The following is a 16,157-nucleotide window of genomic DNA, read 5'->3' as shown; positions in this document are numbered from 1 at the left end:
AATATACCCTTTTGTAATCGTTGTTCACTTCATTTATGAGTTTTTTTACTTTCGGCGAAGTTTTTTCACTTCATCTGCAACAAATTGGACGTTGGTTCCTACGATAACTTGAATGCTATTTGCTCCAATCAATTTTATCCCATGAACACCTGTAGCTTTAATTCTTTTTTGATCCACTTGATCCATGCTTTTTACTTCGACCCGCAATCGTGTGGCACAATGTTCAACGGATAGAACATTTTCATCTCCACCAAGGCCTACAAAAATCTCCTTAGCTTGATCAGCAAATTTAGAAGCACCGCTAGATTCCGTTTGAGCGTCTTCCTCTACATCATCCCCACGTCCTGGAGTCTTCAAATTAAATTTCGTAATTAGGAAACGGAACAGGGCATAATAAATAACAGCAAACACCAAACCTTGAAGAACAAGCATGAGCGGCATATTGGCAATTGGAATACGCTGACTTAAGAAAAAGTCGATAAACCCTGCACTAAAGCCAAAGCCTGCCGTCCATTGGAAAGTAGCTGCGATAAAGAGAGATAACCCTGTTAACAAAGCATGAACAAAATAAAGGGCTGGAGCCAAGAACATAAAGGAGAATTCAAATGGCTCTGTAACACCTGTGAAAAATGAAGCAAAACCCGCTGCAAGCATTAAGGAAGCTACTTGCTTTTTCCTCTTTGTCTTAGCCGTATGATACATAGCAAGTCCTGCTGCCGGTAGACCAAACATCATAATTGGGAAGAATCCAGCCTGGTACATACCTGTAACACCTTTTACTCCTTCACTACTCCAGAACTTACCGATATCATCAATGCCAACCGTATCGAACCAGAATACAGCATTAAGCGCATGATGCAGACCCGTTGGGATGAGGAGTCGGTTAAAGAAGCCATAGAGTCCAGCTCCAGTAGCTCCTAAACTACTAATTCCTTCCCCAAAGGATACTAATGCCCCGTACACAAATGGCCAGATAAAAAACAGCGGGGCAGAAATAATAAGCATTGAGACAGCTGACATAATTGGCACTAATCTCTTGCCACTAAAGAAGGCGAGGAAATCTGGCAATTTCACATGACTAAAGCGATTATACATGGATGAAGCAACAATACCGGAGAGGATGCCTATAAATGCATTATCAATCTTATCAAAGGCCGGATCTACACTTTCCACATCCACACCTTGCAACAAAGCCACTGTATCTGATGATAGCATCGTCGTAACAACCAGGAAGGCCACCAATCCACTCAATGCGGAAGATCCATCCCTTTCCTTAGCCAAGCCGAGTGCCGCTCCAACGGCAAATAAAACGGGAATATGCTCAATGATTGAAGCGCCAGCCTTAATTAGAAAGGCGGCCAGCACATTCCCCGTACCCCAGCCATCATGGTCAATCCAATATCCAATCCCCATTAGAATAGCCGCTGCAGGTAGTACAGCAACCGGAAGCATCAATGAGCCACCGAGTCTCTGCAAATACTTCTTCATCATTCCCCAGCTCCTCTCATTCAGACTATAAAAATATTATGAACAAAAATAATACCTTTGGATTGTTAACGCTTTCATTAAACTCCAATATAAATTGTGATATAACCAAGTTCTTGAACAGGAAGGTTATTTCTATACAATTCATATCTGAATATTCAGATATATTTAGGCCGATTGACTTATGTCTCGAATAATTGTTGCATGTCTTCCCGTCTGCTGAAAATCACCTCCAAACTCTTTTCGGTGTAAGAACTCACCTCCTTTCACTCTTATTCTATTACTTTGTTATGGACATAATGATTGATTCACCTGAAACATAGCCGTTAATTTCCATATACTGTATCGTCCTATCCTGACTATTGGTGACGACAATCGGAGTAACAGTGCTTTTAGCATGTTCACTGATAAAAGCCAAATCCACTTCAATGAGCAGCTGTCCTACTGAAACCTTATCTCCAGCTTTGACATGAGTGTTAAACCCTTCACCACCGAGTGCGACCGTTTCCAAACCGATGTGTATGAGTAGCTCTGTACCATCATTAGCTTGAATCCCTACTGCATGCTTTGTATCGGCAACAAGGATGATCGTTCCTTCAACCGGAGAACTAATCCTTCCTTCTGACGGTACGATTGCCAAACCCTCACCCATCATTTTTTCACTGAACACGGGATCTGGAACCTTTTCAAGTGAAACAAGTTCACCTTTCACTGGTGCATATACCTGTAGTGGCTGCTTTTTAAATAGTTTTGAAAACATATAAAAAACTCCTCCTCTGTAGATATTCTTAATGTTTAAAAAAAGCGTTGAAAACAGTTTTTAAGCACTTTTAATTATAACATTTTTTCCTCTCAATAAATGAAGATAGACACCGGTTTAATAAGCAATATTCCTTTGGTGTAAAAAACAGGTAATAGGCAAATAATACCTATATATTCTGTTTATCGGAGGAAAGTCATGGATAATTTCCAAAATACAAACAAAGCACGACGCTATATAGCTCATGTAAGTATTTTTGGAACCACACAGATCCATTTAAGGAACCCTTGGACCGTCGCAATGTGGTCCGTTGCATTCCCAGGGTTTGGGCACTTCCTACTAAATAAATATTTTAGAGCTTTTTCTTTATTTTTATGGGAAGTTTATATAAACCAAGTGATAAAGCTTAATCAAGCTATGGTTTATTCATTCACAGGTAACTTTGAAGCAGCAAAGGAAGTATTAGATTTAAAAATGGTGTTAATGTATATCCCTGTTTATCTTTTTGCTATATGGGATAGTTATCGTACTACTGTGGATTTGAATAATATTTACACCCTTGCCAAAAGAGAGGACGCTCTGTTTAATTCATTCTCATTAGGAGCTCTTGAAATTAATTATCTGGATAAAAGAAATCCTTTAATGGCTATCTTTTGGGCTATGACTATTCCCAGTATTGGACAGCTTTATGTTCATAGGATTATCCTCGCTGGCTTTACTCTCATATGGACTGCTATTTTTGTTTACTATTCACATTTTCTTGAAGCATGCATCTATCTATTAAATGGAAATCTTGTTGAATCAAATGAAATTTTGGATGTACAATGGCTTCTATATCTTCCTTCCTTCTATTTTTTTACTATTTATGATTCCTACGTAAGCGCCGTTGAAAATAATAAGTTATTTGAAGCTGAGCAAAGAAAATATTTAAAAAGTCATTATCAAAGTTATATTTTTAATTTGAAGAAAGTAAGTAAGGTGGATAACATGCAAATTTTTGCTACTTTCGAGCATTCAATCTATCTAGAATTGGCTATAACAGAATTAGAGGAACACGGTATTAAAAACATTTTAGCTGTTCCTTTAAACAACAGAATAGAAGAGCGGAAAATTTTTGATAACCTTCATCAATCTGATGGGGTTTCCCTTATATCAAAAGGAATGATACTAGCTTTTCTCTTTTCAACCGTGGGAGCTAGCAGAGGATTTGCAATGGAATGGGGTCCTATAATTTGGGGGTTATTCGGAGCAGGGAGCGGATTCATTATAGGCTTTATCATTGATATATTTATGAAAAAGGTGATTAAAAGGAAACAGAGGATATTAAGGGGGAAAAATTCAGAAGTTATTCTCATTGTTGAATGTGAGCAACATCAGAAAGACCATGTAGAAAGCATTCTTTGGAACCAACTTGCTCTTGGAGTAGCGGAATTAAATCAAACTTAATAGCGCATTTAAAAGCAGCTAAATAATAGTAGCTGCTTTTTATCTTATCCAAAAGGTTTGCCTCTGCCAAGAACCGAAACTTAGCACATGCCAAAAATAAGAAAAACCCTTGATAAACAAGGGTTAATCATTAATTATCCAATTGAACCTTCCATCTCGAACTTGATCAAACGGTTCATCTCAACAGCGTATTCCATTGGTAGCTCTTTTGTAAACGGCTCGATAAAGCCCATGACGATCATTTCTGTTGCTTCCTGTTCGGAAATACCGCGGCTCATGAGGTAGAACAATTGCTCTTCTGAAACCTTAGATACCTTCGCTTCATGCTCAAGAGAAATATTATCATTTAAGATTTCATTATATGGAATGGTATCAGATTTCGATAAGTTATCCATAATGAGTGTATCACACTCAATATTAGAACGTGCTCCCTCAGCTTTACGTCCAAAATGAACTTTACCACGGTAGGTTACATTACCACCATGCTTAGAGATTGATTTTGAGACAATCGTTGAAGAAGTGTTTGGTGCTAAATGAATCATTTTAGAACCAGCATCCTGATGCTGGCCTTTACCAGCAAGGGCAATGGAAAGCGTCATGCCACGAGCGCCTTCTCCTTTAAGGATAACCGCTGGATATTTCATCGTTAATTTCGAACCGATGTTGCCGTCGATCCATTCCATTGTTGCATTTTCTTCACAAACCGCACGCTTTGTAACTAGGTTATAGACGTTGTTCGCCCAGTTTTGAATCGTTGTATAGCGGCAGTAGGCATCTTTTTTGATAATGATTTCAACAACCGCACTATGAAGGGAATTCGTTGTGTAGACAGGTGCTGTACATCCTTCTACATAGTGAACATGTGCCCCTTCGTCTACGATAATAAGCGTACGTTCGAACTGTCCCATATTTTCAGAGTTGATACGGAAATAGGCTTGTAAAGGAGTCTCCACCTTTACTCCCTTTGGAACGTAAATGAACGATCCACCAGACCAAACTGCAGAGTTAAGAGCTGCAAATTTGTTATCTGTTGGTGGGATTACCTTTGCCCAATGCTCACGGAATAGGTCTTCATTCTCTCTTAACGCAGAGTCTGTATCCTTGAAGACGATTCCGAGCTTCTCTAAGTCCTCTTGCATGTTGTGGTACACAACCTCAGATTCATACTGAGCGGATACCCCTGCAAGATATTTTTGTTCTGCCTCTGGGATTCCAAGCTTATCAAATGTTTGTTTGATTTCTTCAGGAACCTCATCCCATGAACGTTCTGTTTTCTCTGATGGCTTTACATAATACGTAATCTCATCAAAGTTCAAGGAATTTAGATCTCCACCCCATTGCGGCATTGGCATGTTGTAAAAATGCTCCAATGATTTCAAACGGAAATCAAGCATCCACTGAGGCTCTTCCTTCATTTTTGAAATTTCTTCAACAATTTCCCGTGTCAGACCACGTTTAGAGCGGAAAATAGAGACGTCTTTATCATGAAAGCCATATTTGTAATCGCCGATCTCAGGCGCCTTTTTTGCCATCGTCGTCTTCCTCCTTCATAGTAGAAATCTACTTTACTTATCTTCATTGAGACCTTTTTCCATCGCCTTCCACGCAAGTGTTGCACACTTAATTCGTGCTGGAAACTTAGCTACACCCTGAAGCGCTTCAATATCCCCAAGATCGATATCGTCATCATACTCATTCCCAAGCATCATATTGGAGAAAATTTTCGACAGCTTGATCGCATCCTCAGTCGTTTTCCCTTTAATTGCTTGTGTCATCATCGAAGCAGATGACATCGAAATGGAGCAGCCTTCCCCTTCAAACTTGGCATCGATGACCTTGCCATCTTCCACTCTCAAAGTTAGCTGTATTCGATCTCCACAGGTTGGGTTGTTCATATTTATCGTTAAGCTACCATCCTCTAATACACCTTTGTTACGAGGATTTTTGTAATGATCCATGATTACTTGTCGGTAAAGTTGATCTAGGTTATTAGAAGACATCCGAAAAATACTCCTTTGTTTTGACGAGTCCCGCTACAAGCTTATCAATTTCTTCCTCTGTGTTATACAGGTAGAAGCTCGCACGTGCGGTTGCAGAGGCCTTCAGCCATTTCATCAATACTTGAGCACAATGGTGTCCGGCTCGTATAGCAATTCCTTCCGCATCCAAAACAGTTGCTACATCATGGGGATGAACGTCTGCAAGATTGAAGGTAACAAGACCTGCTCGTTTGGAAGCGTCCATTGGTCCATAAATCTTCATTCCTTCGACCTCAGACATCCTCTCTAATGCATATGCAGCAAGACGGTGCTCATGTGCTTGAATTTGGTCAAGACCAATTTCAGTTAAAAAGTCGATCGCAGCCCCTAGTCCAATCGCACCAGCAATGATCGGAGTTCCACCTTCAAATTTCCAAGGAAGCTCCTTCCATGTTGAGTCATAAAGGTCGACAAAATCGATCATTTCTCCACCAAATTCAATTGGCTCCATATTTTCAAGCAATGATTTCTTGCCATAAAGAACTCCGATTCCTGTTGGTCCACACATTTTGTGAGCAGAGAATCCAAGGAAATCACAATCTAAGTCCTGAACGTCGATTTTCATATGTGGAGCTGCTTGTGCCCCATCGACAACAAGAATAGCTCCATTTGCATGAGCAATTTGTGCGACTTCCTTAATCGGATTAATCACACCCAATACGTTCGATACCATAGTCATGGAAACAATTTTTGTATTGGAGTTCACAATTTCCTTGACATCCTCCAAAGAAACCGTGCCATCCTCTTGTAGCGGTATATATTTTAAGGTTGCACCCGTCGCCTTTGCCAGCTGCTGCCATGGGATAATATTGCTATGATGCTCCATATAGGTGATCGCAATTTCATCGCCCTCTGACAGATTGGCTCGACCATAGCTTACAGCGACCGTATTTAAAGCAGTCGTCGTGCCCCTTGTAAAAATAATTTCTTGTGTTGATTTCGCATTAATGAACTTTCTAACCTTTTCCCTTGCACCCTCGTATCCGTCTGTAGCTCTTGTTCCTAGCGTATGCACGCCACGATGCACATTTGAATTGTACTCACGATAATATTTATCAAGAGCCTCTATCACCTGCACCGGTTTTTGTGAAGTAGCAGCGCTATCTAAATAGACAAGAGGGTTCCCATTGACTTCCTGATTTAATATTGGAAAATATGAACGAACATCCGCTGCATTCATTATTTTACTTTCCTTTCAATCACTTCACGAAGTTGATTCTTAACTCCTTCAATTGGTAACTCATTCACCACAGGGGCTAAGAATCCATGAATGATTAATCTTTCTGCTTCTGTTTTTGAGATTCCTCTACTCATAATATAGTAGAGCTGTAGTGGATCAACACGGCCAACAGATGCGGCATGTCCTGCCATTACGTCATCTTCATCAATTAATAGAATTGGGTTGGCATCCCCTCGCGCCCCTTCACTTAACATGAGAACACGAGATTCCTGCTGTGCATTTGACTTTGTTGCACCATGCTCAATTTTTCCAATTCCATTAAAAATGGAGCTTGCCTTATCCTTCATGACACCGTGCTTTAAAATATGACCCTCAGAGTTCTTTCCAAAATGAACTACTTTTGTTGTGAAGTTTTGAGTCTGCTCTCCACGACCAACAACAACAGTCTTTGTATCTCCAACAGATCCATCGCCAATCAGATTTGTCGTATTTTCAGAAATGGTATTTCCATCATTCATTAAGCCAAGCGCCCATTCAATTCGAGCATCTCTTCTAGCAACACCACGACGATTTACGTACGTCGTTGTTCCTTTTGCTAACGTATCAACCGCACCATACTGTACTCTTGCATTGGTACCGGCTAATACCTCTGTCACAATGTTAAAGATCCCATCAGAGGCTTCAACCGTTGAGATATAGTTCTCCACATAGGTGACGGAGCTATTATCCTCGGCAACAACAAGCACATGGTTGAACATATTTGCCTCAACTTCATCGTGAAGAAACACGGCTTGAACAGGAGAAGTGAGTTCAACATTTTTCGGAACGTATAGGAATACTCCTCCGTTTAATAATGCGGCATGAAGGGCTGTTAGCTTGTTTTCATCCACCTTCACACCGTCCTTCATGAAATACTTCTGAAGGAGGTCTCCGTGCTCTCTTGCAGCGGTGAAAATATCGACAAAAATGACGCCTTTTTCCTTCAGTTCTTGAGAAACTGATAGGATAGATGGACGGTTATTTCGTTGAATATATAAGTTTTGTTCACCAGCGTCCACAGCCACCAATGCCTTGACGTCCTCAGGAAGATCATTTAAGGAAGCAAAATCGGTGCTCTTTACAATATGCTTATCAAATTGAGTAAAATTCCATTTATCAATTTTTGTTTTATCTGGCTTAGGTAGAGGAAGTGTATCCGCCATCTCTAATGCTTCTAGACGAAGAGTCGTTAGCCATTCAGGCTCGCCCATCTCTTTTGAAAAAGAGGATACGTACTCCTTATCAAATGGTAATTTAATTTCGGTTGTCATTTTGATCCTCCTAACACTTATGCTTCTTGCCCAACTGTTTCGTCTTCAATGCCTAATTCTTTCTTAATCCAGTCGTATCCTTCCGCTTCTAGGCGCTGTGCAAGCTCTGGTCCACCAGATTTTACAATACGACCTTGCATCATGACATGGACATGGTCAGGAGTAATATAATTAAGTAAACGTTGGTAGTGAGTAATGATTAAGCAGCCAAAGCTGTCGCTACGCATTTCATTGATTCCCTTTGATACAACCTTTAATGCATCAATATCAAGACCAGAGTCAATTTCGTCTAAAATCGCAATCTTAGGTTCAATCATCATTAATTGAAGGATTTCGTTACGCTTTTTCTCTCCACCAGAGAAGCCCTCATTTAAATAACGTTGAGCCATATCTGGATCCATTTCTAATAATTCCATTTTTGAATCCATGTTACGGATGAATTTCATTAATGAAACTTCATCGCCTTCCTCACGGCGGCTATTAATAGCAGAACGTAGGAAATCTGCGTTTGTTACTCCACTGATCTCACTTGGATATTGCATTGCTAAAAATAGACCTGCACGAGCACGTTCATCAACTTCCATTTCTAGAACGTCCTCACCGTCTAGTGTAATGCTGCCCCCCGTAACCTCATACTTAGGGTGTCCCATGATCGCTGAAGATAATGTTGATTTTCCAGTACCATTCGGTCCCATGATTGCGTGAATTTCTCCACCTTTTACTTCAAGGTTAACTCCTTTTAATATTTCTTTCCCTTCAATAGAAACATGAAGGTCTTTAATTGTTAAAGTTGATCCTGCCATGATATTACCTCCGTATATGAAATGAAAGTTCTTCCTTTGGCTTAAGCCAATTTCTATTCTCATTCTATTCTCATTACAATCTTATAACAAATGAAAAGTGTTAGCAACTCTTATGCAGTGTTAAATCATTTTGAAATAAATAGTAATCCGTTTCCTTCCTTCCCACGATTATTTATTTCTCAGCGTTTAAAGATACTCTCAATCTTATATGTAAGATTAGAATTGCTTGGTTAATATATTTTCTCCCTAACCAATTTTTGTATGTATATAGACTCTAATTGAGAATAGAAATCATTTAAATCTTTCAAATGAAGAAACCAGTGTATTAAAACACCGGTTTCTCCTAACTTCCTTATTATATACTTCTGTACAAAATGTTTCTATATACGTCACTTGCCAATCGTTGGCATTCAATATGATTTTTCTCTCGTCTTCTTTCCACTCGCATCCTTGCTTCATGCTTTCTGGAGTATACCTCATAATTAATCTTATGTGCACCCTGCATCGCTTTGTCCATCTCAGCTGTGTAGTTCAATTTTAATGGGTTGATAATGAACCATTCCTTTCAATTTGTCATTCCAAAAGCAGCATCATTTACCTTCCCTATGTTAGCAGAGTATTTTCTGTTACTCAATGCTGATTTTTTCAGTTATTTGGATGTACTCAGCGATGAGGAGCTATAGGATGATGATTGCTTTAGCTTTCTTAGAATTGGTGTGGTTTCCTTTCAATTGAAGTAAAAAAGGTATCCAGCTCGGATACCTTTTTCCTCTCTTTATTCTGAGACGGGTACAACAGCACCCTTATATTTTTCTAAAATAAAGTTTTGAATTTTTTCAGAGCGAAGCACTTCTACAAGCGTCTTGATTGCTTCTTTATTCTCATCCCCACTACGAACAGCAATGACGTTTACATAAGGAGAATCACTTTCTTCAATTGCAATTGCATCCTCTAATGGATTTAGACCAGCGTCAATCGCATAGTTTGAATTAATAAGTACTGCATCTCCTTCATTATTATTGAAGATTTGTGGAAGTAAGGATGCCTCATATTCAGTATCAAATTTTAATTTCTTTGGATTCTCTACAATATCGTCAACGGTTGCTTCTGTTTTCTCAACGCCCTCTTTTAAAGTAATGAGCCCTTCTTTTTCAAGTAGCGATAAAATACGTCCGTGATCAGGTACAGAGCTGCTCATGATAATGGTTGCACCTTCTGGTAATTCATCAAGGCTCTTATATTTCTTCGAATAGACTCCAATCGGTTCAATGTGTATTCCACCAGCGTTGACAAAATCATAGCCATGCTCTGCAATTTGGCTATTCAAATATGGGATATGTTGGAAATAGTTAGCATCTAAATCCCCTGACTCTAATGCTTGGTTAGGTAGAACATAATCCTGGAAGGTTTCAATTTGTAGCTCAATTCCTTTTTCCTTAAGCAGCGGCTTTGCTTCCTCTAAAATCTCAGCATGGGGAACGTTTGAAGCTCCAACAACCAGTTTTGTTGATTCCTCTGATTTCTCCCCACCATTATCAGCATTTCCACCTTTTTCAGTGTTGGCATTCTCAGATGTACCACATGCAGCTAAAAATAAAACCAGTGCGAATGTAAATAAAACTGTTAACCATTTTTTCATGAAAATACACTCCTCTTTATCTCTTATCTAATTTGTTTGTAATAAAATCTCCAATAAATTGGATAATAAAAACAATGACCAGAATAATAATGGTTGCCATCAAGGTCACATCATTTCTACTGCGTTGGAATCCGTCAAGATAAGCGAGATTCCCTAGACCTCCTGCACCGATAACACCAGCCATTGCGGTATAGCCCACTAGTGCAATCGCTGTAACGGTGATCCCAGAAACAAGGGCTGGCATAGATTCAGGAAGAAGTACCTTCCATATGATTGTACTTGTCTTAGCACCCATTGATCTTGCAGCCTCAATAACCCCTTTATCAATTTCTCTTAAACCGATTTCTACCATTCTTGCATAAAACGGTGCTGCACCTATAATTAAAGCCGGAAGGGCGGCATTTTCCCCAATCATCGTCCCTAGCAGTAGTTTGGTAAAGGGTATAAGTAGCACAATTAGGATGATGAAAGGGATTGAACGAAAAATATTAACAAATCCACTTATAATTTTATTAATTAGCATATTTTCCCATATATTTTCTTTCGCTGTTAGGAAAAGCAACAACCCCAAAATAATTCCTAAAATAAACGTAGCTATTACCGAAATCCCTGTCATATACAGAGTTTCTACTGTTGCCTCCCACATCTTCTCCCATCGAACATTTGGAAAGAGTTCATTAAGCATTCTTGATCACCTCTACTCCAACTTGCTGGGATTGGATAAACTCAATCGCCTTCGCTATGTCATTTTGGTTACCGTCTAAATGAATGAACAGAGTACCATAAGATCCATTTTGTGTTTGCGAAATTTTCCCCTGCAAAATATTAACCGTCACTTCAAAATTTCTGATTAAATTCGTGATAAGAGGCTGCTCAGCTGTTTCTCCCACGAAGCCAAGCTGGACTACCGTTCCAGTAGGATACAAGGCAATTAAATGTTCAATTGTTTCCCTTGTTTCCTCGGGCTCTGTAACTTGTTGGACAAATCGTTTTGTAATTTGTTCTTGGGGATTCTTAAACACCTCTAACACCGGCCCAATTTCGACCACTTTGCCCTCTTCCATTACGGCTATACGATGACAAATTTTTCGAATTACATGCATTTCATGGGTGATAAGAACAATCGTTAACCCGAGCCGTTTATTAATATCCACAAGCAGCTCAAGGATAGAATCTGTCGTCTGTGGATCAAGTGCAGAGGTTGCTTCATCACAAAGCAATACCTTCGGGTTATTAGCAAGCGCCCTTGCGATGCCAACCCTTTGTTTTTGCCCTCCACTGAGTTGGGAAGGATAAGCATCCTCTCTTCCTTCTAAACCGACTAGCTTAATTAGCTCATCCACACGCTTAAGCCTTTGACTCTTGGGAATCCTGGCTATTTCTAACGGAAAAGCAATGTTTTCTCTTACCGTTCTTGACCAAAGTAGGTTAAAATGCTGGAAGATCATACTGATTTCCTGCCGGGCCTTTCTAAGCTCACTTCCCTTAATCTTGGAAACTTTTTTTTCGGCTACCACAACAGAGCCACTTGTTGGAATTTCTAAACCATTTAACATTCTGATTAGCGTGCTCTTTCCGGCTCCGCTATAGCCGATGACACCGAAGATTTCACCTTCTTTTATTTCGAGGCTGACATGATCAACAGCGGTAACCTTTCCTTTACTGGAAGCGTATATTTTTTTTACATTTTGTATAGAAATCAATTGTTGCTCACCCCATTTTCAATCCGATTACTCCTACATAAATACCTAGTTTTAAACGTATAAGCAAGAATGCTACAGTTATCTTTCTCTCACCAAAGGTTTTCATTCACCCTACTGTCCACCCCAGACGGACAAATCTAACAAAAAGTCCACGAGCGGTACCAGGTACCAAATAATGCAAAAATGCCTTCCCGCAGAAAAGCAGAAAGGCATCAATAAGACAAGTTCCCTTTCTCTCATCTGCCAAAGCAATATTTGCTTTGTGTGAATTGGCACCATTTCAGTGTCGACCACTGACGGTTGCCGGGCTTCATCGGGCACATCCCTCCACCTCTCTGGATAAGAGTAAAACCATCTATTCAATTTGTATACATGTTTAAATATAGCATTTATACTATCACGGAAATAATGGGGTGTCAACAGAAAAAGATTTTACTAGCCTATTAGATTTGCTTAGGCCTTTGCGGTAATGGAGGATATTCCTGTTGCGGCTTCAATGGCCTGATCCAGGTCCTCAATTAAGTCCTCTACATTCTCAATCCCTATGGAAAGTCGAACAAGATCCTCCGATACCCCAGCAGCTGCTAGCCCTGCCGCGTCCAGCTGTTGATGAGTCGTACTAGCAGGGTGAATAATTAGACTCTTTGCATCTCCTACGTTAGCTACATGTGCCCATAGTTCGAGCTGATTAATAAGCTTTGCTCCCGCTTCTCTGCCTCCTGCAATTCCAAAGACAACAACCGAGCCAGCTCCCTTCGGTAAATATTTTTCCACTAGGGCCTGATCAGGATGTCCTTCATCACCTGGATAAGAAACCCATGAAACTGCTGGATGGTTGTGCAGATACTCGACAATTTTCTTCGTATTTGCGATATGCTCCTTCATTCTGACATGAAGCGTTTCTATGCCAAGTGTAAATTGGAAAGCATTAAGCGGACTTAGCGCTGGACCAATATCTCGTAGCAGCTGGACCCGAGCCTTCGTAATATACGCTGCAGCACCAAGTGCCTCACTATAAACAATATTGTGATAGCTTGGATCAGGCTCAACAAACCCAGGGAATTTCGGAGAATTCCAATCAAAATTACCACCATCGACAATAATTCCTCCAAGAGTCGTCCCATTCCCTACGAGCCATTTCGTTGCTGAGTGAATAACAATATCAGCTCCATGCTCGATTGGACGGCATAGATACGGAGTTGCAAAGGTATTATCGATAATTAGTGGAATTCCAGCTTCATGTGCAACATTTGCTACGGCTTCAATATCCAACACTCTTAGGCTCGGATTTCCGATTGTTTCGGCAAAAAGTGCTTTTGTCTTTTCGGTAATGGCTTCTTTAAAATTATTCGGATCAGTTGCATCAACAAACTTCACATTAATTCCGTATCTTGGGAGTGTCACTGCAAAAAGATTATAGGTCCCCCCGTACAGATTGCCAGCAGCTACAATCTCATCTCCTGCTCCTGCAAGATTCAGGATTGCGGTCGTAATGGCCGCCATTCCACTTGCGACTGCTAATGCTCCAATTCCCCCTTCAAGGAGAGCCACACGCTCTTCAAAAACAGTGACAGTCGGATTATGGATACGAGTATAAATGTATCCAGCCTCTTTTAAAGCAAATAAATTCGCTGCATGCTCAGTGTTTTGAAACTGATAGGCATTGTTCTGATAGATCGGTACTGCCCTTGCCCCTGTTACCGGGTCCGGACTTAGTCCTCCGTGGACTCCCAATGTTTCTAAACGGTACTTCTTCTTGTTTTCACCCATTTTTCCTACTCCCCTTCTTTTCAAAGAATGCAAAAACCCCTCTTCATAAGAAGAGGGGGATAGAATCAACACTCTTCTTATCTTTCAGAGCAAAGCTCTGCTGGAATTGGCACCGTGTAAAAAACCGGTTGCCGGGCTTCAAAGGGCCAGTCCCTCCACCACTCTCGATAAGAACATCTCATTCAATTAATAGAATACTAGCACGAAACAGATTTCTCGTCAACTAATAATTTTGAAATTTCTGTATGATTACCACTCGTTAACGCAAGAAAAAATAAAGACTCTAAAAATAAGGAATTTCGAATAGTCGATTTCAATTGCAAATGACCGTTTTTTCTGGCTGCTCTCAATTTAATTCTTCCCATTAGCAATTCTTTCATAATCGCTTCCTTACCCGAAATATAAGCATCTATTTCCTGATCTGCCTCCTCTTCCATCCCAAGCTTCCCGTTCTCAATGATTAAGACATTAACCCCGCTATTTGAGTCGAGCATCACCGACATCTTTACACCATTGAGCAATGAGGATAAATGTCCTCTGGAATTAACTTCATCTACTAATATATGTAATATACGCTGCAAAGAAAGCCCTCCTTAAGCAGTGCTTATAACATATATTTCGTTCTAAAAGCTCCTTACCCTTTTTCTTTCTTTCGACAAATACGTAGAAAAGAGCCATTAAAAAGATCATTTCCCGAGAAATATGTAAGTTTCTGTTAGGCTATTGGGCTGCATTTGCTGTCGAAGAGGCCTTCGGTTTATGAATGCTTCTGAAAACAGCAAAAAAGTAAATGGAACCTACTAAATACAAGGAGGCCGTGATGGAAAAGACGATCGCATAACCCCAGTAAGCCCCATGCGCCATAACGATCCCGGTAGATATTGGACCCATTATCGCCCAACCAAGACTAAATACCATTTGGTTGACTGAGTTTGCCAACCCTTTAACAGAGTCGCTTACTTTCGACATCATCAACGAGGTTTGAATTGGATTTCCAGCATTCATCAATGCCTGTCGAAACAGGAAGCCAATCGCAGCAAGCAGCAAGCTCTCCGTATATGCTGTTAAAAGTAAGAATGGTAGAGACGCTAATTGTAAAATCACCACCGCTTTCACTTCGCCAAACCTTTTCACCATTAACGGGCCAATGATCATCGCTACAGCAGTTGCAGCTTGGCCTAGGGAGATGATAAAGCCGATGATTGAATTGGATGCATGAAAACGATCAGCAAAATAAAGGTTTAGATAAGGGATAACCAGTCCTGCTCCAACACCAATAATCAATTGAGCAACAGCAAATAGAATAATAATTTTAAACCCATCGCGCTGGTCCTTAATTTTTTCCTTAAGTGGAATCTTCTCTTTCTTTTCTGTTTGAATTTCTCTTTTCTCCTGGAATTTAAATATAGGGATTAAAGCGATTAAAAATATCGCTCCACCTATAAGCAATGTAAACCGAATACTAATCAGCTCTGAAAAAAACAAGCTAAAAAAATCAGTCAGGGTTCCACCAAGTAGGTTTCCTATTACGTTTGCAGCAGTCATTACGGCTGAGTAGATGCTGAATAAATGAACCCTTTGAAATGGTTTGGAATTCTCAGCCAGCCAAGGAATTCCCGATACTTGCATGAAAGCCGAGGTTAAGCCTGTTAGAAAAGCCAAGGTGACCAATAAGCTTTGCACTTCAATTAACCCTCTAAATAAAAGGACAATTCCCGTCAAGAATGCTCCAAAAAGCATGCTCTTCTTTCGTCCAAAGCGATCACTTAATAAGCCTGCAGGAACTAGGATGATGGCCGTTGCTAATGAGGTCATTGAAATAACCTGACCGTTAACTTGTTCATTATACCCAAGCTCACGGATATAAAAATTGTAGATAACCATAAAAATCCCAAGTCCTACTTGAGCAAATATATTAGCTAATAAAGCAAGCTTAATATTTTTATTGTAACTCTTAAATTGATTAGACCATTCTTGAAAAAATGGCATAGATATATTCCCCTTTTGTTTATTTCGTATCCC

The 16,157-nt window shown here is 40.0% G+C and carries 15 protein-coding genes and 2 riboswitches; of the genes, 1 reads left to right on the top strand and 14 read right to left on the bottom strand.

Annotation, left to right across the window (positions count from 1 at the left end):
* Positions 1-45: 45 nt before the first annotated feature.
* Both nagE and J2S07_RS07805 read right to left on the bottom strand, forming a co-directional pair.
* A complete protein-coding gene (gene nagE, locus J2S07_RS07810; protein ID WP_307150014.1) occupies positions 46-1,488 on the bottom strand; it encodes an N-acetylglucosamine-specific PTS transporter subunit IIBC in 1,443 nt (480 codons plus the stop codon).
* Positions 1,489-1,765: 277 nt separating this feature from the next.
* A complete protein-coding gene (locus J2S07_RS07805; protein WP_307149864.1) occupies positions 1,766-2,245 on the bottom strand; it encodes a PTS sugar transporter subunit IIA in 480 nt (159 codons plus the stop codon).
* Between the two features lie 198 nt (positions 2,246-2,443).
* On the opposite strand from J2S07_RS07805, the gene J2S07_RS07800 reads away from it, so the two are divergent.
* The gene (locus tag J2S07_RS07800) at positions 2,444-3,691 is read left to right on the top strand and encodes a hypothetical protein (RefSeq protein ID WP_307149863.1); all 1,248 of its coding nucleotides are present in this window, start codon (positions 2,444-2,446) and stop codon (positions 3,689-3,691) included.
* A gap of 134 nt (positions 3,692-3,825) precedes the next feature.
* Here J2S07_RS07800 and sufB read toward each other — a convergent pair whose 3' ends face one another.
* The 12 genes from sufB to J2S07_RS07745 all read right to left on the bottom strand — a co-directional run bounded on the left by sufB (position 3,826) and on the right by J2S07_RS07745 (position 16,124).
* Entirely contained in the window at positions 3,826-5,223 is a 1,398-nt protein-coding gene (gene sufB / locus J2S07_RS07795; protein ID WP_307149862.1) for a Fe-S cluster assembly protein SufB, read from the bottom strand.
* A gap of 33 nt (positions 5,224-5,256) precedes the next feature.
* Positions 5,257-5,691, bottom strand: a complete 435-nt coding sequence (gene sufU, locus J2S07_RS07790) for a Fe-S cluster assembly sulfur transfer protein SufU (protein WP_307149861.1) — start codon at positions 5,689-5,691, stop codon at positions 5,257-5,259.
* Positions 5,681-6,910: a cysteine desulfurase gene (locus tag J2S07_RS07785; protein WP_307149860.1), complete on the bottom strand. Its 1,230-nt coding sequence runs from the start codon at positions 6,908-6,910 to the stop codon at positions 5,681-5,683. The genes sufU and J2S07_RS07785 overlap by 11 nt, the downstream gene beginning before the upstream one ends.
* Complete coding sequence (gene sufD / locus J2S07_RS07780) at positions 6,910-8,220, bottom strand: Fe-S cluster assembly protein SufD (RefSeq protein WP_307149859.1); 1,311 nt, start codon at positions 8,218-8,220, stop codon at positions 6,910-6,912. Before sufD ends, J2S07_RS07785 begins: the two co-directional genes overlap by 1 nt.
* Before the next feature lie 17 nt (positions 8,221-8,237).
* The gene (gene sufC / locus J2S07_RS07775) at positions 8,238-9,023 is read right to left on the bottom strand and encodes a Fe-S cluster assembly ATPase SufC (protein ID WP_307149858.1); all 786 of its coding nucleotides are present in this window, start codon (positions 9,021-9,023) and stop codon (positions 8,238-8,240) included.
* A 355-nt stretch (positions 9,024-9,378) separates the two neighbouring features.
* Positions 9,379-9,528, bottom strand: coding sequence for a YuzK family famiily protein (locus J2S07_RS22060; protein WP_510182026.1), 150 nt, complete (start codon positions 9,526-9,528; stop codon positions 9,379-9,381).
* Between the two features lie 270 nt (positions 9,529-9,798).
* Positions 9,799-10,662, bottom strand: coding sequence for a MetQ/NlpA family ABC transporter substrate-binding protein (locus tag J2S07_RS07770; protein WP_307149857.1), 864 nt, complete (start codon positions 10,660-10,662; stop codon positions 9,799-9,801).
* Positions 10,663-10,678: 16 nt separating this feature from the next.
* Positions 10,679-11,347, bottom strand: a complete 669-nt coding sequence (locus J2S07_RS07765) for a methionine ABC transporter permease (protein ID WP_307149856.1) — start codon at positions 11,345-11,347, stop codon at positions 10,679-10,681.
* A complete protein-coding gene (locus J2S07_RS07760) occupies positions 11,340-12,365 on the bottom strand; it encodes a methionine ABC transporter ATP-binding protein (protein WP_307149855.1) in 1,026 nt (341 codons plus the stop codon). The genes J2S07_RS07765 and J2S07_RS07760 overlap by 8 nt, the downstream gene beginning before the upstream one ends.
* Before the next feature lie 233 nt (positions 12,366-12,598).
* A riboswitch (SAM riboswitch) is annotated at positions 12,599-12,711 on the bottom strand.
* A 107-nt stretch (positions 12,712-12,818) separates the two neighbouring features.
* The gene (locus J2S07_RS07755) at positions 12,819-14,135 is read right to left on the bottom strand and encodes an O-acetylhomoserine aminocarboxypropyltransferase/cysteine synthase family protein (RefSeq protein ID WP_307149854.1); all 1,317 of its coding nucleotides are present in this window, start codon (positions 14,133-14,135) and stop codon (positions 12,819-12,821) included.
* A gap of 74 nt (positions 14,136-14,209) precedes the next feature.
* A riboswitch (SAM riboswitch) is annotated at positions 14,210-14,309 on the bottom strand.
* Positions 14,310-14,332: 23 nt separating this feature from the next.
* A complete protein-coding gene (locus J2S07_RS07750; RefSeq protein WP_307149853.1) occupies positions 14,333-14,716 on the bottom strand; it encodes a hypothetical protein in 384 nt (127 codons plus the stop codon).
* A 139-nt stretch (positions 14,717-14,855) separates the two neighbouring features.
* Positions 14,856-16,124 carry an MFS transporter gene (locus J2S07_RS07745; protein WP_307149852.1) on the bottom strand — a complete coding sequence of 423 codons (1,269 nt, stop codon included), beginning with the start codon at positions 16,122-16,124 and terminating at the stop codon, positions 14,856-14,858.
* Positions 16,125-16,157: the final 33 nt, after the last annotated feature.

The organism is Anoxybacillus andreesenii (assembly GCF_030813005.1).
GTDB classification, from domain to species: Bacteria; Bacillota; Bacilli; order Bacillales; family Cytobacillaceae; genus Robertmurraya; species Robertmurraya andreesenii.
Note: the sequence above shows the minus strand (reverse complement) of the source record. Positions and strands in the feature narration are given on the sequence as shown.

Excerpts from the sequence above, each read along its gene's own strand:
- nagE (WP_307150014.1), bottom strand. The coding sequence starts at position 1,488 with ATGAAGAAGTATTTGCAGAGACTCGGTGGCTCATTGATGCTTCCGGTT.
- J2S07_RS07805 (WP_307149864.1), bottom strand. The coding sequence starts at position 2,245 with ATGTTTTCAAAACTATTTAAAAAGCAGCCACTACAGGTATATGCACCA.
- J2S07_RS07800 (WP_307149863.1), top strand. The coding sequence starts at position 2,444 with ATGGATAATTTCCAAAATACAAACAAAGCACGACGCTATATAGCTCAT.
- sufB (WP_307149862.1), bottom strand. The coding sequence starts at position 5,223 with ATGGCAAAAAAGGCGCCTGAGATCGGCGATTACAAATATGGCTTTCAT.
- sufU (WP_307149861.1), bottom strand. The coding sequence starts at position 5,691 with ATGTCTTCTAATAACCTAGATCAACTTTACCGACAAGTAATCATGGAT.
- J2S07_RS07785 (WP_307149860.1), bottom strand. The coding sequence starts at position 6,910 with ATGAATGCAGCGGATGTTCGTTCATATTTTCCAATATTAAATCAGGAA.
- sufD (WP_307149859.1), bottom strand. The coding sequence starts at position 8,220 with ATGACAACCGAAATTAAATTACCATTTGATAAGGAGTACGTATCCTCT.
- sufC (WP_307149858.1), bottom strand. The coding sequence starts at position 9,023 with ATGGCAGGATCAACTTTAACAATTAAAGACCTTCATGTTTCTATTGAA.
- J2S07_RS22060 (WP_510182026.1), bottom strand. The coding sequence starts at position 9,528 with ATGCAGGGTGCACATAAGATTAATTATGAGGTATACTCCAGAAAGCAT.
- J2S07_RS07770 (WP_307149857.1), bottom strand. The coding sequence starts at position 10,662 with ATGAAAAAATGGTTAACAGTTTTATTTACATTCGCACTGGTTTTATTT.
- J2S07_RS07765 (WP_307149856.1), bottom strand. The coding sequence starts at position 11,347 with ATGCTTAATGAACTCTTTCCAAATGTTCGATGGGAGAAGATGTGGGAG.
- J2S07_RS07755 (WP_307149854.1), bottom strand. The coding sequence starts at position 14,135 with ATGGGTGAAAACAAGAAGAAGTACCGTTTAGAAACATTGGGAGTCCAC.
- J2S07_RS07745 (WP_307149852.1), bottom strand. The coding sequence starts at position 16,124 with ATGCCATTTTTTCAAGAATGGTCTAATCAATTTAAGAGTTACAATAAA.